The organism is Bradyrhizobium sp. BR 10261 (assembly GCF_019455395.1).
In the GTDB taxonomy this organism is placed as follows: Bacteria; Pseudomonadota; Alphaproteobacteria; order Rhizobiales; family Xanthobacteraceae; genus Bradyrhizobium; species Bradyrhizobium manausense.
In genome coordinates this window covers 1-24,463 of sequence record NZ_JACOFQ010000010.1, presented here as the reverse complement: position 1 = coordinate 24,463, position 24,463 = coordinate 1, and the positions used below count along the sequence as shown (strand labels likewise).

The 24,463-nt window shown below is 63.9% G+C and carries 24 protein-coding genes; 15 read left to right on the top strand and 9 right to left on the bottom strand.

The genetic code is table 11. The annotated features are described in order from the left end of the window. Positions 1 to 57 precede the first annotated feature (57 nt). Positions 58 to 1,800 carry a serine hydrolase gene (locus tag HYH07_RS13535; protein ID WP_220002965.1) on the top strand — a complete coding sequence of 581 codons (1,743 nt, stop codon included), beginning with the start codon at positions 58 to 60 and terminating at the stop codon, positions 1,798 to 1,800. A 387-nt stretch (positions 1,801 to 2,187) separates the two neighbouring features. On the opposite strand, the gene HYH07_RS13530 is transcribed toward HYH07_RS13535, so the two are convergent. Next, positions 2,188 to 4,113 carry a sigma 54-interacting transcriptional regulator gene (locus tag HYH07_RS13530; protein WP_220002964.1) on the bottom strand — a complete coding sequence of 642 codons (1,926 nt, stop codon included), beginning with the start codon at positions 4,111 to 4,113 and terminating at the stop codon, positions 2,188 to 2,190. 160 nt (positions 4,114 to 4,273) lie between these two features. Here HYH07_RS13530 and HYH07_RS13525 point away from each other — a divergent pair, with 160 nt between their 5' ends. The 4 genes from HYH07_RS13525 (at position 4,274) to cynS (ending at position 8,094) form a co-directional block, all read left to right on the top strand. Beyond that, a complete protein-coding gene (locus tag HYH07_RS13525) occupies positions 4,274 to 5,653 on the top strand; it encodes a CmpA/NrtA family ABC transporter substrate-binding protein (RefSeq protein WP_220002963.1) in 1,380 nt (459 codons plus the stop codon). 169 nt (positions 5,654 to 5,822) lie between these two features. After that, entirely contained in the window at positions 5,823 to 6,662 is an 840-nt protein-coding gene (gene ntrB / locus HYH07_RS13520) for a nitrate ABC transporter permease (protein ID WP_220002962.1), read from the top strand. Positions 6,663 to 6,665: 3 nt separating this feature from the next. Next, the gene (locus tag HYH07_RS13515) at positions 6,666 to 7,592 is read left to right on the top strand and encodes an ABC transporter ATP-binding protein (RefSeq protein ID WP_220002961.1); all 927 of its coding nucleotides are present in this window, start codon (positions 6,666 to 6,668) and stop codon (positions 7,590 to 7,592) included. A 13-nt stretch (positions 7,593 to 7,605) separates the two neighbouring features. Beyond that, positions 7,606 to 8,094 carry a cyanase gene (gene cynS / locus HYH07_RS13510; RefSeq protein ID WP_183240316.1) on the top strand — a complete coding sequence of 163 codons (489 nt, stop codon included), beginning with the start codon at positions 7,606 to 7,608 and terminating at the stop codon, positions 8,092 to 8,094. 211 nt (positions 8,095 to 8,305) lie between these two features. On the opposite strand, the gene purB is transcribed toward cynS, so the two are convergent. Continuing rightward, on the bottom strand, positions 8,306 to 9,736 hold the full coding sequence (purB, locus tag HYH07_RS13505) for an adenylosuccinate lyase (protein ID WP_220003129.1): 1,431 nt from the start codon (positions 9,734 to 9,736) through the stop codon (positions 8,306 to 8,308). 73 nt (positions 9,737 to 9,809) lie between these two features. Next, a complete protein-coding gene (locus HYH07_RS13500; protein ID WP_220002960.1) occupies positions 9,810 to 10,133 on the bottom strand; it encodes a DUF1476 domain-containing protein in 324 nt (107 codons plus the stop codon). Between the two features lie 333 nt (positions 10,134 to 10,466). Between HYH07_RS13500 and purC the strand changes: the two genes are divergently transcribed. Further along, a complete protein-coding gene (gene purC, locus HYH07_RS13495) occupies positions 10,467 to 11,234 on the top strand; it encodes a phosphoribosylaminoimidazolesuccinocarboxamide synthase (RefSeq protein WP_172782948.1) in 768 nt (255 codons plus the stop codon). Between the two features lie 13 nt (positions 11,235 to 11,247). Beyond that, the gene (purS, locus tag HYH07_RS13490) at positions 11,248 to 11,487 is read left to right on the top strand and encodes a phosphoribosylformylglycinamidine synthase subunit PurS (RefSeq protein ID WP_057747331.1); all 240 of its coding nucleotides are present in this window, start codon (positions 11,248 to 11,250) and stop codon (positions 11,485 to 11,487) included. A gap of 37 nt (positions 11,488 to 11,524) precedes the next feature. Here purS and HYH07_RS13485 read toward each other — a convergent pair whose 3' ends face one another. Continuing rightward, complete coding sequence (locus tag HYH07_RS13485; RefSeq protein ID WP_220002959.1) at positions 11,525 to 12,541, bottom strand: magnesium and cobalt transport protein CorA; 1,017 nt, start codon at positions 12,539 to 12,541, stop codon at positions 11,525 to 11,527. A 165-nt stretch (positions 12,542 to 12,706) separates the two neighbouring features. Between HYH07_RS13485 and purQ the strand changes: the two genes are divergently transcribed. Beyond that, entirely contained in the window at positions 12,707 to 13,408 is a 702-nt protein-coding gene (gene purQ / locus HYH07_RS13480; RefSeq protein ID WP_220002958.1) for a phosphoribosylformylglycinamidine synthase subunit PurQ, read from the top strand. Then, positions 13,405 to 14,379: a tripartite tricarboxylate transporter substrate binding protein BugD gene (locus tag HYH07_RS13475; protein ID WP_220002957.1), complete on the top strand. Its 975-nt coding sequence runs from the start codon at positions 13,405 to 13,407 to the stop codon at positions 14,377 to 14,379. The genes purQ and HYH07_RS13475 overlap by 4 nt, the downstream gene beginning before the upstream one ends. 39 nt (positions 14,380 to 14,418) lie before the next feature. On the opposite strand, the gene HYH07_RS13470 is transcribed toward HYH07_RS13475, so the two are convergent. Beyond that, positions 14,419 to 14,892 (bottom strand): PaaI family thioesterase, encoded by a 474-nt coding sequence (locus HYH07_RS13470; protein WP_220002956.1) that lies wholly within the window; start codon positions 14,890 to 14,892, stop codon positions 14,419 to 14,421. 187 nt (positions 14,893 to 15,079) lie between these two features. On the opposite strand from HYH07_RS13470, the gene purL reads away from it, so the two are divergent. Continuing rightward, entirely contained in the window at positions 15,080 to 17,290 is a 2,211-nt protein-coding gene (purL, locus tag HYH07_RS13465; RefSeq protein ID WP_220002955.1) for a phosphoribosylformylglycinamidine synthase subunit PurL, read from the top strand. Between the two features lie 89 nt (positions 17,291 to 17,379). Here purL and HYH07_RS13460 read toward each other — a convergent pair whose 3' ends face one another. After that, on the bottom strand, positions 17,380 to 18,570 hold the full coding sequence (locus tag HYH07_RS13460; protein WP_220003128.1) for an acyltransferase: 1,191 nt from the start codon (positions 18,568 to 18,570) through the stop codon (positions 17,380 to 17,382). Between the two features lie 182 nt (positions 18,571 to 18,752). Between HYH07_RS13460 and HYH07_RS13455 the strand changes: the two genes are divergently transcribed. After that, a complete protein-coding gene (locus HYH07_RS13455; RefSeq protein ID WP_220002954.1) occupies positions 18,753 to 18,926 on the top strand; it encodes a DUF1328 domain-containing protein in 174 nt (57 codons plus the stop codon). A gap of 133 nt (positions 18,927 to 19,059) precedes the next feature. On the opposite strand, the gene HYH07_RS13450 is transcribed toward HYH07_RS13455, so the two are convergent. After that, positions 19,060 to 19,419 (bottom strand): DUF427 domain-containing protein, encoded by a 360-nt coding sequence (locus tag HYH07_RS13450; protein ID WP_057747324.1) that lies wholly within the window; start codon positions 19,417 to 19,419, stop codon positions 19,060 to 19,062. Between the two features lie 224 nt (positions 19,420 to 19,643). Between HYH07_RS13450 and HYH07_RS13445 the strand changes: the two genes are divergently transcribed. Further along, positions 19,644 to 19,880, top strand: a complete 237-nt coding sequence (locus HYH07_RS13445) for a BolA/IbaG family iron-sulfur metabolism protein (RefSeq protein ID WP_057747323.1) — start codon at positions 19,644 to 19,646, stop codon at positions 19,878 to 19,880. A 39-nt stretch (positions 19,881 to 19,919) separates the two neighbouring features. Then, a complete protein-coding gene (locus HYH07_RS13440; protein WP_220002953.1) occupies positions 19,920 to 21,122 on the top strand; it encodes a low temperature requirement protein A in 1,203 nt (400 codons plus the stop codon). A gap of 169 nt (positions 21,123 to 21,291) precedes the next feature. Here HYH07_RS13440 and egtD read toward each other — a convergent pair whose 3' ends face one another. Further along, complete coding sequence (egtD, locus tag HYH07_RS13435; RefSeq protein WP_220002952.1) at positions 21,292 to 22,263, bottom strand: L-histidine N(alpha)-methyltransferase; 972 nt, start codon at positions 22,261 to 22,263, stop codon at positions 21,292 to 21,294. Positions 22,264 to 22,313: 50 nt separating this feature from the next. Continuing rightward, positions 22,314 to 23,612, bottom strand: a complete 1,299-nt coding sequence (gene egtB / locus HYH07_RS13430; protein ID WP_220003127.1) for an ergothioneine biosynthesis protein EgtB — start codon at positions 23,610 to 23,612, stop codon at positions 22,314 to 22,316. A 240-nt stretch (positions 23,613 to 23,852) separates the two neighbouring features. Here egtB and grxD point away from each other — a divergent pair, with 240 nt between their 5' ends. Together grxD and HYH07_RS13420 are read left to right on the top strand one after the other, a co-directional pair. Further along, positions 23,853 to 24,179, top strand: coding sequence for a Grx4 family monothiol glutaredoxin (gene grxD / locus HYH07_RS13425; RefSeq protein WP_018647423.1), 327 nt, complete (start codon positions 23,853 to 23,855; stop codon positions 24,177 to 24,179). A gap of 3 nt (positions 24,180 to 24,182) precedes the next feature. Continuing rightward, a partial coding sequence (locus tag HYH07_RS13420; RefSeq protein ID WP_220002951.1) for a macro domain-containing protein occupies positions 24,183 to 24,463 on the top strand: 281 nt, incomplete at its 3' end.

The following is a 24,463-nucleotide window of genomic DNA, read 5'->3' as shown; positions in this document are numbered from 1 at the left end:
TAACATTACGGGTCGTCATCCAGCGGTTGCGGCGGCGAGCGGAAGAAAGAATGCGCCATGTCCAGTCGATCTGCCCAACGCGACACGAGCATCACAACCCTCATCCCCGGGCTCGACGCGCTGGCCGCGGAGGCGATGGCGGAGTGGCAGGTGCCGGCGGTGACGCTCGCCGTCGTGCAGGACGGCGAGACGGTGCTGCTCAGGGCATGGGGCCAGCGCGACGTCGAGGCCGGGCTGCCCGCGACGCCGGAGACGCAGTTCCTGATCTGCTCGATCACCAAGACGTTCACCGCCACGGCGTTGGCGCTGCTGGTGGACGAGGGACGGCTCGACTGGACCAAACCGGTCCGCGACGTCATTCCCGAATTCCGCCTGCATGACGCGATCGCGACGGAGCGCGTCACCGTGCGCGATCTGCTCAGCCATCACTCCGGCCTGCCCCGCCACGACTGGATTTGGATTCCAGCCGATCTCTCGCGTGGCGAGATGATGACGGCGCTGCGTCACCTCGAGCCGGCCCGGGACATCCGCACCGAATTTCAATACAACAATCTCGCCTACAATGTCGCCGGCCTTGTCGTCGAGCGCATCAGTGGTCATAGCTATGAAGATTTCATCCGCACCCGGCTGACCGACAAATTGCGGATGCCGGTCGGCTTTTCGGCCGAGGAGCACGCCGCTGCCACCGACGCCGCCGTTCCCTATCTGGTGGAACGCGGCGACGTGCGCTCGCGCAGCAAATTCTTCCCCATCACCACGACGGGCGCCGGCGCCATCGTCACCTCGGTTGCCGCCCTCGCCAACTGGATGAAATTCTTGCTGGCCGAAGGCGAGTTCGCCGGCGAGCGCCTGCTGTCGTCCACGCGGGTCCGGGAGATGCAATCGCCGCTTGTCTTCGCAAGCGCTGCAGAGTGGGAGGAGTTCGGCCATTCGCATTACGGGCTGGGCTTCAACAACACCACCTACCGCGGCGAGCGCGTGGTCGGACATTCCGGCGGCTGGCTCGGCTGGAGCACGCTGATGCGCCTCATGCCGGCGCGAAACACCGGCGTCGCCGTCTTCACCAACACCGGCGCCAACCCGGTGTCCAGCATCCTGATCAACCGCGTTCACGATCATCTCGCCGGCAACGAACCCGTGCCGTGGCTGGACCGCCTGCGCGACATGCGCCGCAAGGCGCTGGCGCAGCAGAAAAGCGACGAGGCGGCGAAGCCGACGGCGCGCAAGCTGAACACGAAGCCCAGCCATGATCTCGCGGATTTTTGCGGCACCTATGAGCACCCGGCCTATGGCCGGGTGGTCATCACCCAAGACGGCGACAGCCTGCATTGGGCCTGGCGCGGCACCAAGGCGAAGCTCGCGCACCGGCATTATGATTCGTTCCAGCTGCCTTACGTTTTCGGAGAGCTCAATCCGGACGATCTCGTGATTACCTTTGCGACCGACCGCGACGGCAACATTGCTAGCCTCTCGGCCCAGCTCGAGGCGCTGGTGCCGGATATCGTCTTCACGCGCGCCGCCGCCGGCGAATGTATCGACCCTGCGTTCCGGTCGGCCTGCGTCGGCGAATATATTCGCGGCGATCAGACCCACGTGGTCACCGAGGATGCCGAGGGCGAGCTGACGCTGAAAATTCCGTTCGTGCCGCTCTACCGGTTGCGGCCCTACCAGGGCGCGACGTTCAGCATCGTCCAGCTCGACGGCTATCGCACCGAATTCCGCCGCGGCCCGTCCGGTGCGATCGAGGAACTCGTGTACCACCAGCCGAACGGCACCTTCATCGCGAAGCGCAGCCCGTAAGGGCGGATGAGTTAGCTGGCGGCTTGTAGGGTGGATTAGCCGAAGGCGCAATCCACCATGCTTCAACGAATCGGGACGAAGTTGGTGGATTACGCCCCGCAGATGCGCATCGCGCATCTGCGGGGCTAATCCACCCTACGAACGGCAAGGCTTGGTCGAGCAGAGATAGGAGGTCTCGTGGGGTGGACTAGCTTCGTAGGGTGGGCAAAGCGAAGCGTGCCCACCATTGCTTCGAGGAATCCGAGATCGAAAACGTGGGCACGGCGCTGCGCGCCTTTGCCCACCCTACGAGATCGCGCTTGCGGTTTGTAGGGTCGATTCGGTTAGCCGAAGGCGTGCTCCAACGAATACGGGGCGCCGTCGATGATGAGCAGCGTGAGCGCGCGCTCACATAGCCCGCGGACGAGGCGCGATGCCCAGCGCCTTGATCCGCGAGGCCAGCGTGGTCGGCTTGATGTCCAGCATCTCGGCCGCGCCGCCGGGGCCGAACACTTTTCCACCGCAGGCCTCCAGCGCGGCCAGAATGTTGGCGCGCTCGTGGTCGCGCATTTCCGATGATGTCATGACGGCCGGGCGCGCGTCGGCCTTCTGGCGCGCGGTGCCGGTCGCGGCTTGTGTGCCCGAGGCATCAGGCAAATCGATGCGCAGGCGGCCGTTCTGCGACAGGATCGCGGCGCGCTCGATCACGTTCTGCAGTTCGCGGACATTGCCGGGCCAGTCGTAGCGGGCGAGCCGCCGCGCATCGCCCTCGGAGAGGCGCAAATTCGACTTCAGCGCCTTGCCCTCGCGGTTGAGAAAATGCTGGGCGAGCAGGGGAATGTCCTCACGCCGATCGCGCAAGGGGACGGTCTCGATCGGGAATACGTTGAGGCGGAAATAGAGGTCCTCGCGGAAACGGCCGCGCTGGACCTCCTGCTTGAGATCGCGGTTGGTCGCGGCGATGACGCGGACGTCGACGGTCCGCGTGCGCTCCTGTCCGACGCGCTCGAAATTTCCCTCCTGCAACACCCGCAGCAGCTTGCCCTGCAATTCCAGCGGGATCTCGCCGACCTCGTCGAGGAACAGCGTGCCGCCATCGGCAAGCTCGAAGCGACCGATGCGGTCGCGCGTCGCGCCGGTGAAGGCGCCGCGGACATGGCCGAAGAACTCGCTCTCGAACAGCTCGCGCGGGATCGCGGCGCAGTTGACGCGGATCAGCGGCCGGTCGCTGCGGGTGGAAGCCTCATGGATGGCGCGCGCGATCAGCTCCTTGCCGGTGCCGGACTCGCCGGTGATCATCACCGCGGCCGTGGTCGGTGCCACCAGCTTGACCTGGCGCAGCGTCTTCTGGATCGCCTCGCTTTGACCGATGATGCCGCGCGGATTGGTCTCGATGCGGATTTCTTCCTGGAGATAGGCGTTCTCCAGCTCCAGCCGTTCGCGCAATCGGTCGACCTCGGCAAGCGCGGCGTGCAGCTTCTCGTCGGCCTCGCGGCGCTGGCTGACGTCGCGAAACACCACGACCGCGCCGACCACGACGCCGCGGTCGCGAATGGGAGTCGAGGTGTATTCGACCCAGGCCGGCGAGCCGTCCTTGCGCCAGAACACCTCGCCGTCGACCTGGTGCACGGCACCGTCGCGGAACGCCGCATAGATCGGGCAATCATGGTTGTGATAATGCCGGCCGTCGTGATGGGTGTGGTGGACAATCGGATGAATCTCCTTGCCGACCAGCTCCTCGGCCGTCCAGCCCAGCATCCGCTCGGCCGCCGGGTTCACGAAGGTGGTCTTGCCTTCGGCATTGACGCCATAGATGCCTTCGCCGGCGGCGCGCAGGATCAGCTGGTTCTCGCGCTCGATGTCCTGGAACACGCGCTCGACCCGCTGCCAGGTGGCGATGCCGCTGCGCATGTGATCCTCGGCGGCGGCATCGACGTTGCGGCGGCGGCGCGCTTCGAGATCGGTTAGCGTCAGCAGCAGCAGCGTGCGGCCGTCATGGGGCAGCAGGCACCCGGCATATTCGAGCCTGAGCGTTTGCCCGGTGGCATGGCGCGGGGTGAGCGACGTGGTCCAATAAGCACCCTTGTGCAGCACGGCCTGGGTGAACACGGTGAGGGCCGGAAGCTCGCCAGCGTGGAGGGTGCTGGCCCTGGTCTGTCGCAGCAGCGCGCGGTCATAGCCGAGCAGGGCGCAGGCGGCCGGATTGGCATCGATGATCTCATCGCCATAGGGATCGACCAGCAGCGTGGCTTCGACCGAAGATTCGAAGGCTGCGACGCGTGGGTCGATGGCTGGAGCCACATCATCGTGGGCGAGCATTGGCGTCGTTGCCATTGCGAAATCTCGTAATTGCACTACGAAATCTCGTTTATCACGAGTTTTCGTAATGACCAAGTCAGAGGAAAATCGCTGTGTTGTCAAGGCGCTGGCTGATGCTGAAGGCATGGCATGCTCCTTGCTGAACTCTTGCTCGCAATGACGCGCAGGAGGTTCGATGTCCATTTTCGACAATCCGTTTGATCCCGATCGCAAACTTCGGGCCGGCTGCGCCTGTGGCCAGCACCAATCCGCGGCGGAGCACGATCAGGCCGCCGCGCCGCGCTGTGCTCCTGTCGAGAGCGAGCAGCAACGTTATGAGGGCGTCGTTGCGTCTGCCGTGATGCGCGCGATGTTTCCGCAGGATGTGGCGCGGCGCGCCTTCCTGAAATCGGTCGGCGCCTCCACCGCGCTTGCCGCGCTGTCGCAATTCTTCCCGCTGAAGACCGCAACGGAGGTGTTCGCCGACACCGGTGCGCCCGAGAAGAAGGACCTCAAGGTCGGCTTCATCCCGATCACCTGCGCGACGCCCATCATCATGGCGGCGCCACTCGGCTTCTATTCAAAGCACGGTCTCAACGTCGAGGTGGTCAAGACCGCAGGCTGGGCCGTGATCCGCGACAAGACCATCAACAAGGAATACGACGCCGCACACATGCTGGCGCCGATGCCGATCGCGATCTCGCTCGGCCTTGGTGCCAATGCCATTCCCTTTGCGGTGCCCGCGATCGAGAACATCAACGGGCAGGGCATCGTGCTCGCGACCAAGCACAAGGACAAGCGCGACCCGAAGGACTGGAAGGGTCTGAAGTTCGCGATTCCGTTCGACTATTCCATGCACAATTACCTGCTGCGCTATTATCTCGCCGAGCACGGGCTCGATCCTGATGCCGACGTGCAGCTTCGCTCGGTGCCGCCGCCGGAGATGGTCGCCAACCTCCGCGCCGACAACATCGACGGCTTCCTCGCGCCCGACAACGTGTGCCAGCGCGCGATCTATGACGGTGTCGGCTTCATGCATTTGCTGTCGAAGGAGATCTGGGACGGCCATCCCTGCTGCAGCTTTGCCGCCAGCCGAGAGTTCATCACGACGGCGCCGAACAGCTTTGCGGCGCTCACGCGCGCCATCGTCGATGCCACCGCTTATGCGTCGAAGGCGGAGAACCGCAAGCAGATCGCCGAAGCCATCGCACCCGCCAACTACATCAACGCGCCGGTGACGGTGCTGGAACAGGTTTTGACCGGCACCTATGCCGACGGTCTTGGCGGGGTGAAGACCGACGCCAAGCGCGTCGATTTCGATCCTTTCCCCTGGCAGTCCTTCGCGGTGTGGATGCTGACGCAGATGAAGCGTTGGGGCCAGATCAAGGGCGATGTCGACTACAAGGCGGTCGCCGAGCAGGTGTATCTGGCGACCGACACCAAGAAACTGATGACCGAGATGGGACTTACGCCGCCGGCAAGCGCTTACAAATCGTTCGCGGTGATGGGCAAGACGTTCGATCCGGAAAAGCCGGAGGATTACGTCGCGAGCTTCAAGATCAGAAAGGCGTCGTGATGGACGCCGTTCTTTCCTTATCGTCGTCCCGGCGAAGGCCGGGACCCGTAACCACCGAGCGGAGTTTGGCGAAGACTCATCGTTCGGTACTCCTGCCGGATGCGATCGATAGTTTCCGCGGTATGGGTCCCGGCCTTCGCCGGGACGACGCGGGGAGTGGGCTTGCGCGATGAACTCCTCCCTCCGCCTCCGTGCCGGCCTCGTCTCGATCGCGCTGCTGGCTGCGTTCCTCGGCATCTGGCACCTCGCCACACGATCGACGGCATCCGTTGCAACCATGAGCCCTGAATATGCCAAGCTGATGGGCCTGACGGCGACGCAAGGCAAATCCGCCATGCCTGGGCCGCTCGATGTCGGCGCCAAGCTGTGGGAGCACCTCAAGCGGCCGTTCTACGACAACGGGCCGAACGACAAGGGCCTCGGCATCCAGCTTGCCTATTCGATCGCGCGCGTCGGCACCGGGTACCTTCTTGCCGTGCTGGTCGCGATCCCGCTCGGATTCCTGATCGGCATGTCGCCACTGCTGAGCCGGGCACTCGACCCCTTCATCCAGGTGCTGAAGCCGATCTCGCCGCTCGCCTGGATGCCGCTTGCGCTCTACACCATCAAGGATTCCTCGATCTCCGCGATCTTCGTCATCTTAATCTGCTCGATCTGGCCGATGCTGCTCAACACCGTCTTCGGTGTCGCGAGCGTGCGCAAGGAATGGATCAACGTGGCGCGCACGCTGGAGGTCGGCACCATCAGGCGGGCCTTCACGGTGATCCTGCCGGCGGCGGCGCCGACCATCCTGACCGGCATGCGCATCTCAATCGGCATTGCCTGGCTCGTCATTGTCGCCGCCGAGATGCTCGTCGGCGGCACCGGCATCGGTTACTTCGTCTGGAACGAGTGGAACAATCTCTCGATCACCAACGTGATCATCGCGATCCTCTTGATCGGAATCGTCGGCATGCTGCTCGACCAGATCCTCGCGCGCTTCACGCGCATGGTTACGTTTCCGGAGTAGGCCGTGACTGACAAATTCATCTCCATCGAAGGCATCGCGAAGCGCTATCCAGGCTCGGGCGGTGCCACGACGACGATCTTCGAAAATCTCTGGCTGTCGATGGCGCGCGGCGAGTTCGCTTGCGTGATCGGCCATTCCGGCTGCGGCAAGACCACGGTGCTCAACATCCTCGCCGGCCTCGATGCGCCGAGCGAAGGCGCCGTCATCGTCGATGGGCAGGCGATATCGGGCACCAGCCTCGACCGCGCCGTGATCTTCCAGAGCCACGCGCTGCTGCCGTGGCGGACCGTGCTCGGCAACGTCGCCTATGCCGTGAGCTCGAAATGGCGGAGCTGGGACCGCGCCAAGGTCAAGGCGCATGCCCAGACCTTTATCGATCTCGTCGGCCTGACGGGTTCGGAACACAAGCGACCGTCCGAACTCTCCGGCGGCATGAAGCAGCGCGTCGGCATCGCGCGGGCGCTGTCGATCACGCCGAAGATGATGCTGATGGACGAGCCGTTCTCGGCGCTCGATGCGCTGACGCGCGGCACGCTCCAGGACGAGGTGCGGCGGATTTGCCTGGAGACCGGGCAGACCGCATTCATGATCACCCACGACGTCGACGAGGCGATCTATCTCGCCGACAAGATTTTCCTGATGACCAATGGCCCCGGCGCTGTGCTGGCCGAGGTCGTCGAAAACCCGTTGCCAAGGGATCGCGCCCGCACCGACCTGCACCGCCATCCGCTCTACTATGCGCTGCGGAACCACATCATCGATTTCCTGGTAACGCGCAGCAAGACCTTCGTCGCCGAGATGCAGGACCACGATCCGCGCAACGTGCCGACCGTGCATATCGGCAAGCCCGGACTGACGATCGCCTCGGGCAGTGAAGAGCAGCAACGACAAATCTGGACACCCGGGAGCAATCCCGGATTGAGCGCCTAACAAGGAGACCGACATGAAACGCGAAGACCTCACCGAAAAACTGCTCGACATCAAGCGCGAGAAGGGCTGGAGCTGGAAGCACATCTGCGAAAAGATCGGCGGTTATTCCGAGGTGCTGATCGTCGGCGCGATCATGGGCCAGATGAAATTGACGAAACCGCAGGCCGCGAATGCCGGCGAGCTGTTCGGCCTCTCGAAGGCCGAGACCGCGATGCTCAACGAAGTGCCGATGCGCGGCACCGGCACGCCGATGCCGCCGACCGATCCCTTGATCTACCGCTTCTACGAGATGGTGATGGTGAACGGTCCGGCCTGGAAGGCGCTGATCGAGGAAGAGTTCGGCGACGGCATCATGTCGGCGATCGATTTCGACATGGCCATCGAGCGTGTCGCCAACCCGAAGGGCGACCGCGTCAAGATCACCATGTCAGGCAAGTTCCTGCCGTACAAATATTACGGCGCCAGCGGCAACGTGCCGGAGTACGGGTTCAAGGAGGGCTGAGGGGGCGATGGACACTCGCCTGGCGCCCAGACAAAGGTGCGTTCCCTCCCCCCTTGTGGGGGAGGGCTAGGGAGAGGGGTAGCCCAGGAAAAGGTGCCGGTTGTTGATGATCCGTCGTGTGGGTGCGCGACGGATAGAGTCCCCGTGTGGCACCCCCCTCCCTGACCCTCCCCCACAAGGGGGGAGGGAACGGAGAGACCATCGCTATCGGCTACAGAATCGCGCCCGGCGTGTATTTCGCCGCCGCGGGCTTCGCCTTTGCCAGCGCGTCGACCTGCTCGGCGAAATAGTCGACCTGGGCGCCGGCGTCGCCGGAATTGGCGCGGCCGTGCTCGAGCACGCGGGCGAGCTCGGCTTCGCTGAGACCGAGGCGCTGGTCGGCGGCGAGACGCTTGAGCAGATCGTTCTGCACGATCTTGCCGGTGCGCAGGTCGCGGATGGCCGCGACCGCGTGCTCCTTGATCGCTTCATGGGCGCCTTCGCGGCCCGCGCCCTTCTTCACCGCTTCCATCATCACCGTGGTGGTGAGCAGGAAGGGCAGATAGCGGTTGAGCTCGGTGGCGACGACGGCGTCGAAAATTTCCATCTGGTCGAGCACCGAGAGCAGGGTCTCGAGCAGGCCGTCCATGGCGAGGAAGGCATCCGGCAGCATGACGCGGCGGACCACGGAGCAGGAGACGTCGCCCTCGTTCCACTGGTCGCCGGCAAGGCCTGCGGCCATCGCGAGATAGCCCTTCAGCACCACATGCAGGCCGTTGATGCGCTCGCAGGAGCGGCTGTTCATCTTGTGCGGCATCGCGGAGGAGCCGACCTGGCCCTTGGCAAAGCCTTCGCTGGCGAGCTCATGGCCCGCCATCAGGCGCAGCGTCTTGGCGAAATTGCCGGGACCGCTGGCAAGCTCGGTCAGCACGCTGACGGCGCGGAAGTCGAGGCTGCGCGGATAGACCTGGCCGACTGCGTCAAAACTCCTGGGCAGCCCGAGATGCTTGAGAATTTGCTTCTCGAGAGCGCGCGCCTTGCCGGCATCGCCGTTGAACAAAGTGATCTGGTCGAGCCTGGTGCCGACGGCGCCCTTCAGGCCGCGCGCGGGATAGCTCTCGAGCACGCTGACGAGGCTCTGATGCGCCACCAGCATCTCCTCGCCGAACATGGCGATGCGCTTGCCGAGCGTGGTGACCTGCGCGGCGACGTTGTGCGTGCGCGCCGTGAACGGCATGTCGCGGAATTGCTTGGCGTGCTTGGCAAAGCGAATGAGGGCGGCGATGCTCTTGGTCTCGATCAGCTGGAGCCCGCGATAGACCTGGAGCTGCTCGACATTCTCGGTGAGGTCGCGGCTGGTCATGCCCTTGTGCAGGTGCTCGTGACCGGCGAGATCGCAGAACTCCTCGATCCGGGCCTTGACGTCGTGGCGGGTGACGCGCTCGCGCCGCATGATGGAGTCGAGGTCGACCTGGTCCTTGACGCGCTCATAAGCCTCGATCACGCCATCTGGCACCGGGATACCGAGGTCGCGCTGGCCTTTCAGCACGGCGATCCAGTAGTCGCGTTCAAGGCGGACCTTGCCTTCGCCGCTCCAGATGGCGCGCATGGCGGGCGAGGCATAGCGTTGGGCGAGGACGTTGGAGATGTGATCCTGAGACATGCCGCCCATTTGGCACCGCCGGGGGCCGGCTGCAAGCCCGGCAGGACGAGCAGCCCGCCGCTCGCTGTTAAGCTTACCTGCCGGCCTTCACTTCGGCCGCCGCGACCGCGATCAACTCGCTCATCTTGGCCCGAATCGCCTGTTCGGTGAGGGCCACGTTCCCGGCGGCGAAATCGGCCATGACCTTGCGCAGCACGTCGCCATCGCCGGCCTCCTCGAAATCGGCAGCGACCACCTCCCGGGCATAGGCGGCAGCGTCTTCGCCCGTGATTCCGAGCTTTTCGGCCGCCCACAGCCCCAGCAGCCGGTTGCGGCGGGCCTCCGCCCTGAACTTCTGCTCCTCGTCGAGGGCAAACTTCTTCTCAAAGCCTTCTTCGCGCTTGTTGAATTCGCTCATACGTCTTCCAATTCCTGAACGGGCTAGTGGACGCGGGAGCCCTCGTTGCGAGGGGCCCTGCGCATGCCTAGATAAAGGGCAGGATCGGCGAAACAACGAGCCGTAAAGCCGCAGGCAAGGCGGTATAAGTCAGCGTCGGATGGGCCGGATCGATTGTGCTGAGACAGCCAATCGGATAGGTTGCCTGAAGGCTTGGTTCCCGTTCTGTTTCCTCAGGTTTTCCTTGGGTTATAGATGGGTTCCCGGCCGTTCACGGCAGCTCCGCTGTGGGTTGTAACCTGGTAACCGGAGCACACCAAATACATGGATTTCAACAAAACACGGTACATCCCAATGAGCCGTCGGCGTCGCATTTATGAAGGCAAGGCAAAGGTTCTTTACGAAGGTCCCGAGCCCGGTACCCTGATCCAGCACTTCAAGGACGACGCCACCGCGTTCAACGCGAAAAAGCATCAGGTGATCGAGGGCAAGGGTGTCCTCAACAACCGGATCTCGGAGTACCTGTTTCAGCACCTCAACGACATCGGGGTGCCGACCCACTTCATTCGCCGCCTCAACATGCGTGAGCAGTTGATTCGCGAGGTCGAGATCGTGCCGCTGGAAGTGGTGGTGCGGAACGTTGCCGCCGGCTCGCTGTCGCAGCGCCTCGGCATCGAGGAGGGCACCCAGCTGCCCCGTTCGATCATCGAGTTCTACTACAAGAACGACCAGCTCAACGACCCCATGGTGTCGGAAGAGCACATCACCGCGTTCGGCTGGGCCACGCCCCAGGAGATCGACGACATCATGGCGCTCGCCATTCGCGTCAACGATTTCCTCACCGGCCTTTTCCTCGGCATCGGCATCCGCCTCGTCGACTTCAAGATGGAGTGCGGGCGCCTGTTCGAGAACGAGATGATGCGGATCATCGTCGCCGACGAGATCTCGCCGGACAGCTGCCGCCTCTGGGACATCAAGTCGAACGAGAAGCTCGACAAGGACCGGTTCCGCAGGGATCTCGGCGGCCTGCTCGAGGCTTACACGGAAGTGGCAAAGCGCCTCGGCATTCTCATGGAGAACGAGCGTCCGCAGGGCACGGGTCCCGTCCTGGTGAAGAGCTAAGAGGAATATCGACGTGAAGGCACGTGTTACCGTTACCCTGAAGACGGGCATCCTCGATCCGCAGGGCAAAGCCATCGAAGGTGCGCTGAAGTCGCTCGGCATCGACGGCGTCGCCAGCGTCCGCCAGGGCAAGGTGTTCGACATCGAGCTCGCCGGCGCCGACAAGGCAAAGGCGCAAGCAGCGCTGAAGGACGCCGCCGACAAGCTGCTGGCCAATACCGTGATCGAGAACTATCGGGTCGAGATCGTGTAAGCCGAGGAGCCTGGTCGCGGCCAGGCTCTCTTGCCTCTCACAGCCAGCCGACGCGGCGGAAGCGCCAGTACAGGCCGGCGCAGGCGAGCGCCATCAAACCCATGACGACGAAGTAGCTGTACTCCCATTGCAGCTCGGGGATGTATTTGAAGTTCATCCCGTAGATGCCGGCGACGGCGGTGGGGACGGCGAGGATCGCAAGCCATGAGGCGAGCTTCTTCGACACCGCCGTCTCCTGCGCCTGGCCGACCAGAAGGCTCGCCTCGAACGCGAAGGCCAGCACCTCGCGCATGGAATCGATGCGCTCCTGGATATTACGGACGTGGTCGGTGACGTCGCGGAACAGCGGCTGCATGGCCTGCCGCACCATCGACAGCTCGTCATGCTCCAGCCGGCGGCAGACTTCGACCAAAGGCCCGATCGCGTTGCGCAGCCGCAAGAGGTCGCGGCGGAGCATGTACAGGCGCTCGATCTGCGCCTTGGTGATCGGCTTGGAGAGCACGTCGTCCTCGATGCCCTCGACCTCGTCGTGAATGCTCTCGAGCACGGGCGAGTAATTGTCGACGATGAAATCGAGGATCGCATAGAGGATGTAGTCCTCGCCGCGGGCGAGCGCTCGCGGACAGCTTTCGCAACGCTCGCGCACCGGTGTGTATGACGTCGAAGGGCCATGACGCACCGAGACCAGATAGCCTTCGCCGACGAAGATGTGGGTCTCGCCGAAGGCGATCCGGCCCTCGATCAGTTGCGCTGTGCGCGCGACGATGAACAGGGCCTCGCCATATTGCTCGATCTTCGGCCGCTGATGGGCGTGGTTGGCGTCTTCAATGGCGAGCTCATGCAGGTCGAACTGCTTCTGCACGGCGGCAAGCAGCGCCATGTCGGGCTCGTGCAATCCGATCCAGACCACGTGGCCGGGCTTGGCCCGCCAGCTCGAGGCCTCGCTGATGGCGATATTGGCGACGCGTCGGCCGTCGACATAGGCGCCGGCAGCGACGACGCCCTCGGTGGGCACTGGTTCGGCGGGAGAGGTGGGCCGTGACGGGACATTCATGGCATCAATCCCGGGTAAAATCGTTGGGCTCACCCGCCCTGGCTATGGCCTGTGTACAAGGCCATTGCGCAAGGCTAGCACTGGTAAAATTCCCGTCAAATGGCTATGTCTCCTGACGAATTGGCCGCCAGGCCACCGATTCCAGCCATCGTCGGAACCCCAAGCATGAAAGCCGCCATCCTCGTCTTCCCCGGCATCAACCGCGAGCGCGACATGGCGCGGGCGTTGAGGCTGATCTCGGGCCATGAGCCGGCGATGGTGTGGCATGCCGAGACCTCGCTGCCTGCGGGCACCGACCTCGTCGTCGTGCCGGGCGGCTTCTCCTACGGCGATTACTTGCGCTGTGGCGCGATCGCGGCGCGGGCGCCTGTCATGGATGCGGTGCGCGACTATGCGGCCAAGGGCGGCCTCGTGCTCGGCGTCTGCAACGGCTTCCAGATCCTCTGCGAGTCCGGGCTGCTGCCGGGCGTGCTGATGCGCAATGCGCGGCTGAAATTCATCTGCAAGGACGTGCATCTGCGCGTCGAGCGTTCCGACACGCCGTTTACCCGCGGCTACAATGCCGGCCAGGTCATCCGCGTGCCGGTCGCCCATGGCGAGGGCAATTACGAGGCGGATGAAGAGACCATCAGGCGCATCGAGGGCGAGGGGCGGGTGCTTTATCGTTACTGCTCGGCTGATGGCGTGGTCGACGAGGCCAACAACATCAACGGTGCGGCGCATTCCATTGCCGGCCTTCTCAACGACAAGGGCAACGTGCTCGGCATGATGCCGCATCCCGAAAACCACGTCGAAGACATCATGGGCTGCACCGACGGCCGCGGGCTGTTTGCAGGCCTCGCGGCGCATCTGGAAAAGGCCGCGTGATTGCTGTGATTGTGAAGCGTGCGCTCGCCGCGATCGCGGCGCTCGCGCTCACGCCTGCGGCATTCGCGCAGGATTTTCCAAAGCGTCCGATCACCATGATCGTGCCGTTCGCGGCCGGCGGCACGTCGGACGTGATCGCGCGCACCGTCGCCGAGCAGATGAGCGTGGCGCTCGGCCAGTCCATCGTGATCGAGAACGTCGCGGGCGCCGGTGGCTCGACCGCGCTGGCGCGCGCCTCCCGCGCCGAGTCCGACGGCTACACCATTGCCATCGGCAATGCCGGCACGAATGCCGCGACCTACACGATCTATCCCAAGCTGCCGTTCACGCCCGAGTCGTTCGCGCCGATCGCGATGGTGGCCAAGACCTTCGGCATCATCGCACTGCGCAAGGATTTCCCGGCGAAGGATTTGAAGGAGTTCATCGCCTACGCCAAGGCCAATCCGGGCAAGATCAATCTCGGCCATGCCGGGGTCGGTTCGTCGAACTACCTTATCTGCAAGAGTTTTGTCACGGCGGCGCGGATCGACGCGACGCTGGTCGGCTATCGCGGCGCTTCGCCTGCGCTGACGGATGCGATCGGCAGCCAGATCGACGGCGTCTGCGATGCGGCCGCCTCGGTCTCGCAGTCGATCAACGAGAAGCTTGTGAAGGGGCTCGTGGTCGGCTCGACGGTGCGGCTTGCCACGCTGCCCGATCTGCCGACGTCAACTGAGGCGGGCCTGCCCGAATTCGAGGCGCAGGGCTGGAACGGCCTGTTCGCGCCCAAGGGCACGCCGCCCGATATCATCGCCAAGTTGAATGCGGCGGCGCGCACCGCGGTGGAAACCGAGGCGGTGAAGAAGCGCTTTGCCGATCTCTCGACCGTCGCACCTGACTCCGACGAGCATGCCCCCGAGATACTTCAGAAGCTCGTGACGCGCGACGTCGAGAAGTACCGCAAGATGCTGGCGGACGACGCCAAGCAATAGCAGTCCGCGCGAGCGCAGTTGCCGTTGCCGCCGGCACGGTCACCGCGGCGCTGCCGGCTTCCGCTTCACCCGCTTGATCGTGCCGGAGAAGGTGAACAGGCGGCGTTCTCCGGACATCATCTCGCCGCGCAGAAAGATCAGGGAGCCACCGGCGCGGGTGACCTCGCCGGTGCACTCGATCAGCTCGCCCTCGCGGCCGGCATCGAGGAATTCGCAGGCGAAATTGACGGTCACGCCCTTGCCTTGAAGGGCGTGGCGGCCGATCGCGAACAGGCAGTAATCGGCGAACGCCATGAAGCAGCCGCCATGGACGTTCTGGGAGCCGTTGAGGTGCTTTTTCTCGACCCGGAAGGCGCAACGGACCCGGCCGTCCGCCTCGAAGCGGTGCCAGAAGGGGCCGATATGATTCTCAAAGCTGTCGCGGATCCAGGTCTGCCAGCCCGCGAATTCGCCCTCGGTCGCGACATGGAGGTCGGGACGGTGGGGCGGGGGCGTTTTGGTCAATTCGTGCAAGGAAATGGGCCTTCAATTGCGGGTCTTCAGCCCTTAAATCCGATCTGTCCACGCCGTGCAATTGTTGTTCCCGCGACCGCCCGCCCTCCAAAACGTGGGACAGCGGGAAAATGCGCCATAAAGGGCTTTTCGAAGCCGTCCGATCTTCCTAAGAACGGCCAAACCGCCGCCGAAAGCTCCTGAAGCCATGAAGAACGAACCCAAGATCACCCCCGAACTGGTTGCCGCCCACGGGCTCAAGCCCGACGAGTATGAGCGCATCCTGAAGCTGATCGGACGGGAGCCGACCTTCACCGAGCTCGGCATCTTCTCGGCGATGTGGAACGAGCACTGCTCGTACAAATCTTCGCGCATCCATCTGCGCGGCCTGCCGACCAAGGCGCCGTGGGTGATCCAGGGCCCCGGCGAGAATGCCGGCGTGATCGACATCGGCGACGGCCAGGCCGTGGTCTTCAAGATGGAGAGCCACAACCACCCGAGCTATATCGAGCCCTATCAAGGCGCGACCACCGGCGTCGGCGGCATCCTGCGCGACGTCTTCACCATGGGCGCGCGCCCCATCGCCTGCCTCAATGCGCTGAGCTTCGGTGCGCCCGAGCACGCCAGGACCCGGCATCTGGTCTCCGGCGTGGTTGCCGGTGTCGGCGGCTACGGCAATTCCTTCGGCGTGCCGACCGTCGGCGGTCAGGTCCGCTTCCACACCCGTTATGACGGCAATATCCTCGTCAATGCGATGGCCGTGGGCCTCGCCGACGCCGACAAGATCTTCTATGCCGCGGCCTCCGGCGTGAACATGCCGATCGTCTATCTCGGCTCCAAGACCGGCCGCGACGGCATCCACGGCGCCTCGATGGCCTCGGCCGAATTCGACGACAAGTCCGAGGAGAAGCGCCCGACCGTGCAGGTCGGCGATCCCTTCGCCGAGAAGCTGCTGCTGGAAGCCTGTCTCGAGATCATGGAGAAGGGCTGCGTCATCGCGATCCAGGACATGGGGGCGGCGGGCCTGACCTGCTCGGCGGTCGAGATGGGCGCCAAGGGCGACCTCGGCGTCGATCTCGATCTCGACGCGGTGCCGACGCGCGAGACCGGCATGAGCGCCTACGAGATGATGCTTTCGGAGAGCCAGGAGCGCATGCTCATGGTGCTCAAGCCCGAGAAGGAAAAGGAAGCCGAGGCGATCTTCAAAAAGTGGGGCCTCGACTTCGCGGTGGTCGGCTACACCACGCCGAGCAAGCGCTTCGTGGTCAAGCATGGCGGTGACGTCATGGCCGATCTGCCGATCAAGGAGCTCGGCGACGAGGCGCCGGTCTATGACCGGCCGCATGTGCCGTCCGCGGCGCTGCCGGTCGTGCATGCGCGCGAGGTGCCGGCGCCGATGGCGCTTGGTGCCGCCCTGGAGAAGCTGATCGGCACACCGGACATGTGCAGCAAGCGCTGGGTCTGGGAGCAGTACGACCACGTCATTCTCGGCAACACCATGCAGCGTCCCGGCGGCGATGCCGCCGTCGTGCGCGTGCAGGACGGGCCGAAGGGGCTGGCGCTGACCGTCGACGTCACGCCGCGCTATTGCGAGGCCGACCCGTTCGAAGGCGGCAAGCAGGCGGTGGCGGAAGCCTGGCGCAACATCACCGCGGTCGGCGGCAAGCCGCTCGCGATCACCGACAATCTCAACTTCGGCAATCCTGAGCGACCCGAGATCATGGGGCAGTTCGTCGGCTGCCTGAAGGGCATCTCGGAAGCCTGCCGCACGCTCGACTTCCCGGTCGTCTCGGGCAACGTCTCGCTCTACAACGAGACCAATGGCCGCGCGATCCTGCCGACGCCCTCGATCGGCGGCGTCGGCCTGCTCGACGACTTCACCAAATCGGCTTCGCTGGCGTTCAAGGCCGAGGGCGAGGCGATCCTGCTGGTTGGCGAAACCCATGGTTGGCTCGGCCAATCCGTTTATTTGCGCGACATCTGCGGTCGCGAGGAGGGCGCACCGCCGCCGGTCGACCTTGCTGCCGAGAAGCGCAACGGCGACTGCGTGCGCGGCATGATCCATGCGGGCACCGCGACTGCGGTGCACGACCTCTCCGACGGTGGGCTCCTAATTGCGCTGGCCGAAATGGCGATGGCGGGCGGCATCGGCGCAAAGCTGCTGGCAGCGCCGACCTCGCTGGTCTCGCAGGCCTATTGGTTCGGCGAGGACCAGGCGCGCTATCTCGTCACCGTGCCGGAAACCGAAGCCGGCCGCGTGCTCGCCAAGATGCGCGGCTGCGAGGTGCCTTGCGTGCGTATCGGCACCACCGGCGGCGATGCGATCGCGATCTCGGGAGAGACGCCTGTCACGATCGATGCGCTACGCGCCTCGTTCGAGCGCTGGCTGCCGGAGTATATGGGCGGGAAGGCGGCCTGAGACCGCCACTCACTCCGTCATTGCGAGCCAACGGGTCCGCGCGAAGCGCGGCCCCGTTGGCTCGCAATGACGAGTGGAGAGGCCTGGCCTTACAGCACCTTCGATGCTCCCGGGATTTGGCGCAAGGCGCGCGTCAGCGCCCAACTGAGCGCGACCGTCAGCACGAATCCCACCATCGCCTTGACGATCGCTGGCAGGTCATAGTCGAACAGCCAGTATTGCAGCCAAAGCGCGATCGGGTAGTGCACCAAAAACATGCCAAAGGCGTCCCGCTGCATCGGATCGAGCAGTCTGGCCGAACCCGATTGTTTGAACCGCTGGAAGAAGGCCAGGATCAGAAACATGATGGCCACGCTGAAGACGGTGACGTTGGCCGCGTAAAGTCCTTCATACCAGTTCGGCAGCGGTGACGGATTGCCGAGGATCTCTCGCTTGATGAAGATCAGCGTCCAGAGCAGGCAATACGGAACGATGGCGAGGACCAGCCACTCCCAGCTCACTTTCGCCATCCGGCCCTCAGCCGAGAGCAGTCCGCGATCCATATTGGCAAGGCCGATGCCGGCGCCGAAAAAGAAGTAGGTTGCATAGAGCATCACGCGCCCGTGCTGGACCGAAAACGGCCCGAACTCGAACCAGTTGCTGGGTCCGAAATACATCAGCCCGGGGACGTAGAACGCGGCGCTCACGGCCAGCATGACCGCGAAGAATTCCGCGGGGCGCCGCCGTCCGCGCACCGACAGGCGGTTGATCGGGTCGAGCAGGTTGGGCCGCAGACTGTAAAGCAGGCATGCGATCAGGTCGAAGGCGAACAAGACCCAGAGAAACCAGATCGGCCCTGATGGCCACGGGCCCTTCGTGATCGTCGTCCACCAGAACTGTGAAAAGCCGATCTCGGGATCATTCCGCAGAGAGATGGCGTAGTAGGCGATCGGAATGACCGTGAACGCGCAGATCACGAACGGGATGCCGAGCCGGCGAATACGGTCGGCCAGATAACTTGCCGGCCCCTTGCGAGCGATTCCCGACCAGGCGAACAGGCCCGACAGGAAGAAGAACATCGCCATGAAGAAGCTGTCGGTCGCCAGCACGATCATGTCGAAGCCGAAGAAGAACTTCGGGTCGGTATGACCGAAATAGGTGTAGGGGATAACGGCATGGTGCAGCAGCACCACCAGCGTCAGAAAGGTGCGGGCCCGATCGAGCGATAAATTCCGCGTCCTGGCCTTCGGCTCGGCATACGTCTCCGCGCCCATCGTCGCAGAAGTTGACATCGTCATCATGGCCGCCCCAGTCGCGTTTCCGTCCCGGCCGGACCTAGCGCCGGGACCCCGATTCAGCAAGCGCAGTTTGCGCCGCGACATTCTTCCATCGTGCCTTAGGAACCAGTTCCGCGCAACGCAGTTAGCGTTCCCGAAACGGTGAGCGGCCGCCGATTGCGGTCCCCAATGTTGCGGAGCTGGCGATGACGATCCTGAAATGGGCCCTGATATTCCTGCTGATCTCGATCGTAGCCGGTGTGCTCGGCTTTACCGGCATCTCTGCCGCCTCCGCCGACGTCGCCCGCTTCCTGTTCTACGTCTTCGTCGTGATCTTCCTGGTGCTGCTGATACTCGGGCTTACGGTCTTCAGGGCGTAGCCGGGCTCCCTCCACACACTCGGTCGTCATGGCCGGGCTCGTCCCGGCCATCCACGTTCTTGGCTGCTGCGGGTGAGAAAGTCGTGGATGCCCGGGACAAGCCCGGGCATGAGGCAAATGCCTGTGTGTGCAACTACCCCACTTCCTCGATCTTCACCTTGTCCGGATAGAAAGCGAGATGGCCTGTAATCTCCGCCATCGCGGGGAAGGGCGTCTCGTAGGTCCAGATGGCATTGTCGAGCGTCTTGCCGTCGGCCTTGATGCTGTAATAGCTGGCATCACCCTTGTAAGGGCAGTGGGTGGTGCGCTCGGAGCGCTCCAGCAGCGCCATGTTGGCGTCTTCGCGCGGCAGATATTGCACTGCCGGATATCTGGCCTCCTTCAGCGTCAGCGCCTTGGTGCTCTCGGCGATCACGATGTCGCCCGCCGTCACGCGGACGCGGCGGGGATTTTGGGTGATGGTGATGGGGTGGTCGGGGCCTGGAAGCTTCATGATTTCACGCCTTTTCGATCAATCTGCCGCGCGCGGCACTTTGTCGTGCCTTTATCCTGATGGGATCAGGGATATAGTGCCTGAAAGCGTGACGTAGAAGGCCGTTCACGCTAAGTTTGGTCCTGCCGGCAAGTTCGGCTTTACGGATCCGGACCCCGGCAAATGATTCGACGCCAAGGCTGCAAGCCGTCACGCTGTAAGCCGACATAAGGAGCAAGACCCGAATGCCCATGGACGCCCACGATATCGAGGCGATGATCAAGGCAGCGATCCCCGATGCCGAGGTGACCATCCGTGACCTCGCCGGTGATGGCGACCACTATGCCGCGACCGTGATCTCGGAATCCTTCCGCGGCAAGTCCCGCGTCCAGCAGCACCAGATCGTCTACCGGTCCCTGCAGGGACAGATGGGCGGCGTGCTGCATGCGCTGGCGCTGCAAACCGGCGTACCCAGTGCTTGAATAGACTGCACCTGACCTGATCGCGCGACGGGGATGCTGATGGCTGCGGACAATCCGCGCGGCGCGATGTTTCGCGTCATCGTGCCGAACCAGCCGAGCCGCGTCACCAATGCCGAGCTGTTCTTCGACCTCGTTTTCGTCTTCGCCGTCACGCAGGTTTCGCACACGCTGCTGAACCACTTCACGCCGCTCGGCGCGGTCGAGGTCACCCTGCTATTCCTGGCGGTGTGGTGGGTGTGGGTCTACACGGCCTGGGTCACCAACTGGCTCAACCCCGACCTCACGCCGGTCCGCATCCTGATCTTCCTGATGATGCTGGGCGGCCTCGTGCTGTCGACCACGATCCCGACCGCCTTCGATGGCCGTGGCCTGTGGTTTGCCATCGCCTATGCTGCCATGCAGGTTGGACGGACCGCGTTCTGGCTGTTCGCGACTCCTCCCCATCGCACCGCCGTGCGGCACAATGCGATCCGCATTCTGGTCTGGCTCTGCGGCTCTGCGGTGTTCTGGATCCTGGGCGGTCTTGCCCATGGCGAGGAGAGGCTGTGGTTCTGGATCGTGGCGCTCGGAATCGAATACGTCTCGCCCGCGGTCCGCTTCTGGGTTCCCAAGCTCGGCTTCTCGTCGGTCGAGGCCTGGGCCGTCGAGGGCGGCCACATGGCCGAGCGCTGCGCCGGCTTCATCATCATCGCACTCGGCGAGGCCGTGGTCGTCAATGGCGCGACCTTCGCCGAGCTGACTTGGAGCGCGGACAACATTCTGGCTTTCGTCACGTGCCTGGTCGGGAGCATCGCGATGTGGTGGATCTATTTCCACAAGGGCGCCGAAGCCGGCTCCGAGGTGATCTCGAAAGCGGCCGAATCCGGCCGGGTGGCGCGGCTGGCCTACACCTATCTGCACATGCCGATCGTCGCCGGCATCATCCTCACGGCCGTCTCGGACGAGCTGGTGCTGAAGCACCCCACCGGGCATCCCGATGTCCGCACCATCGTCAGCACGATCGGCGGTCCCCTGGTGTTTCTGGTCGGCACCATTCTGTTCAAGCACTCGATTCGCGGCTTCCTCCAGCTCTCCCACGGCATCGGCATCATCCTGCTGTTGGCGCTGTGGTGGTTCGCCGCCGACCTGTCGCCGCTCTGGCTCTCGGTCGCGACCAGCGTGATCATGATCGTGGTCGCGGTGTGGGAATCGGTGTCGCTGGGATCGAAGGTGGAGGAGGTTGAGGACTCGGGGGCCACCTGAACAAGCTCCTCGTTCTTCGAGACGACCGCTTGCGCGGTCTCCTCAAGATGAGGCTAACCGGCGTCGGTGCCGCTGAAACTGGTGCCGCATACTCCGTCCTCATCCTGAGGAGCCCGCCTCAGGCGGGCGTCTCGAAGAATGTGCCGCAGGATTGCTCGCGCCGGAGCTCCTACTCCGCCACCTCCAGCGCGTGCACCGAGAACATTTTCGCCGCATCCGTCCAGCTCTCGCGCACGCGCCAGCCGGCGGCTTGCGCCAGCGCGGCGAAGCGCTCCAGGCTGTATTTGTAGCTGTTCTCGGTGTGAATGCTCTCGCCGGCCCGGAACGAGAAGCTGGTGCCGAGCAGGCGCACGGTCTGGCTCTTCTTGCTGATCAGATGCATCTCGATGCGGTGCCGGTCGTGATTGTAGATCGCACCATGGGTGAACGCCGAGAGGTCGAAATTGCCGCCGAGCTCGCGATTGATCCGCACCAGCACATTGAGATTGAATCGCGCGGTGATGCCGGCCGCATCGTTATAGGCGGCATGAAGCAGGCGCTCCTCTTTCTCCAGGTCGGCGCCGATGATCATCTGCGCGCCATGGCCAAGAATCTGGCGGGCGCTCCTCAGGAACGCCTGGGCTTCATGCGGCTCGAAATTGCCGATGGTCGAGCCCGGGAAGAAGCCGACCTTCGGCATTGATGCGACCGCCTTCGGCAGGCCGAACGGCGTGGTGAAGTCGGCGGCCACCGGATAGATGCCGAGCGAGGGAAAGTCGCGCTTCAGGCCATTGGCCTGCGCTTGCAGGAAATCGCCGGAGATGTCGACCGGAACATAGGCGGCGAATTTGGCCTGGTTCAGCAGCAGGCGGACTTTTGTGGTGGAGCCTGCGCCGAACTCGACCAGGGCGGCATTCTCGGGGATGATCTTTGCGATCTCGCTGCCGCGCTCCTTCAGGATCGATAGCTCGGTGCGCGTCGGATAATATTCCGGCAGCCGCGTGATCGCCTCGAACAGCTCCGATCCGGTCGCGTCGTAGAAATATTTCGGCGACAGTTTTTTCGGCTGCTGCGAGAGGTCTTCGATCGCCTCGCGGGCGAATGCGGTCGTCTGCTCGTCGGGGAGATGGGCTTCGGCCAAAGCGCTGGCGTGCACATTCATGATACTCTCCTGAACGCGCTGTCCGGCGCGTATTCGTCGTCGGATGAGAACTAGTCGTAGTCGGCGAGCCGCAACCCCGTGAACTGCCAGCGGTGGTGCGGATAGAAGAAGTTGCGATAGGTGACGCGGCTGTGACCGTCAGGTGTCGCCAGCGAGGAGCCGCGCAGCACCAGCTGGTTGACCATGAACTTACCGTTGTACTCGCCGAGCGCGCCTTCGACGGCACGGTAGCCGGGATAGGGCGAATACGACGACCGCGTCCATTGCCAGACGATGCCGAAGGCATCGTTGAGCTGCCCCGCGCGCGCCGCGACCTCCCATTCCATCTCGGTCGGCAGATGCTTTCCGGCCCAGCGCGCAAACGCATCGGCCTCGTAATAACTGACGTGGCAGACCGGCGCATCGGGATCGACCGGCTTGAGGCCGGCGAGCGTCATCACCTGCCATCCGCCATCGGCCTCGCGCCAATGGCCCGGAGCCTGCCAGTCTTCCTTGCTCGCCGCGGCGAAGCCGTCCATCAGCCACAGCGTCGCACGCCGGTAGCCGCCGTCGCGCATGAAGGCGAGCCATTCGCGGTTGGTGACGAGATTGCGCGCGATCTTGACCGGGCCGACCAGCGCGCGATGCGCCGGCTTCTCGTTGTCGAAATGAAAGCTGTCGTCGACATGGCCGACGGTGTGGATGCCTTCGGTGAGCGCGAGCCAGTCTTCGCCAGCGCGCGTCGCCGCCGGAAACCGCCAGTCCTTGTCGTAAGCCGGATAGACCGGGTTCTGCGCGAAGGCGTGCAGGATGTCGGTGTACATCAACTCCTGATGTTGTTGCTCATGGTTCAGCCCGACTTCGACCAGCGGCGCGATCTCGCGGAGCTTGTCCTCGCCGGCCTTGCGGAAGAATTGGACGATCGCGGCATCGACATAGCTGCGATAGGCACCGACCTCGGTGGCGCTGGGCCGCGTGATGTCGCCGCGATGATTGCGGGCGTGGCGCGGGCCGGCGCTGACGTAATAGGAATTGAACAGGAAGGCGAAGTCGGGATGGAAGGGGCGGTACCCGGGCGCGTGCTCGCCGAGCAGAAACTGCTCCCAGAACCAGGTGGTATGGGCCCGATGCCATTTCGCCGGGCTCGCGTCCGGCATGGATTGGATCTGCTGGTCCTCGGGTGAGAGCGGCGCGGCGCGCCGCTCAGTCTCGGCACGAACGGCCAGAAACGCGCTCTCCAGCGCCTGCGCGAGGCCATCAGGGGTGGCCGGGGGTGACGAAAGCGGCTGATCGGCCGTAGCGGAGGCTTGTTTCGTCACGTTTTTCTCCAGACAGGACAAGAGAACGTTGTTGGCGAACCCAGGTTCCAAAACCAAGGTTCGTCCTAGATAGGGGCTCCGTTACGGTATGAAAGTCCTCCCCGGCGATGATATTCGTTTCATCATGCAATGGCGCCGGGGCCGCCCTGGCCTGATGTCCAGGGACTGCTCTTTGCCATTTTACTTTGGATGCACAACGGTTTGGGCTACATATATAGGCAGGTATCGGGTTAACTCGGCTGAGCCGGCCCGGATTGATAAATGAGGGCTCTGCCCCAGAAGGACACGGATATGAGCATCGCGGAATTCATCGACAACGAGGTGAAGTCGAACGACGTGGTTCTGTTCATGAAGGGGACGCCGCAATTTCCGCAGTGCGGTTTCTCCGGCCAGGTCGTGCAGATCCTCGACCACATCGGCGTCGGTTATAAGGGCCTCAACGTGCTCGAATCCGCCGAGCTGCGTAACGGCATCAAGGAATATTCGAACTGGCCGACGATCCCGCAGCTCTATGTGAAGGGCGAGTTCATCGGCGGCTGCGATATCGTGCGTGAGATGTTCCAGGCCGGCGAATTGCAGCAGCTCTTCTCCGAGAAGGGCGTCGTCGTCGCGGCCTGATCCGTGACAGTGCTGACGCGTCGGATCGGCGACGTCCAGCTCGAAATCATCGTCGCCGACATTACGACCCTCGGCGTTGACGCCATCGTCAACGCCGCCAACTCGTCTCTTCTTGGTGGGGGCGGCGTCGATGGTGCGATTCATCGCGCGGCCGGCCCGGAGCTGGTGTCCGAATGCCGCATGCTCCACGGTTGCAAGACGGGCGATGCGAAGATCACCAAAGGCTATCGGCTCAAGGCCGCGCACGTGATCCACACCGTGGGACCGGTCTGGAACGGTGGTAC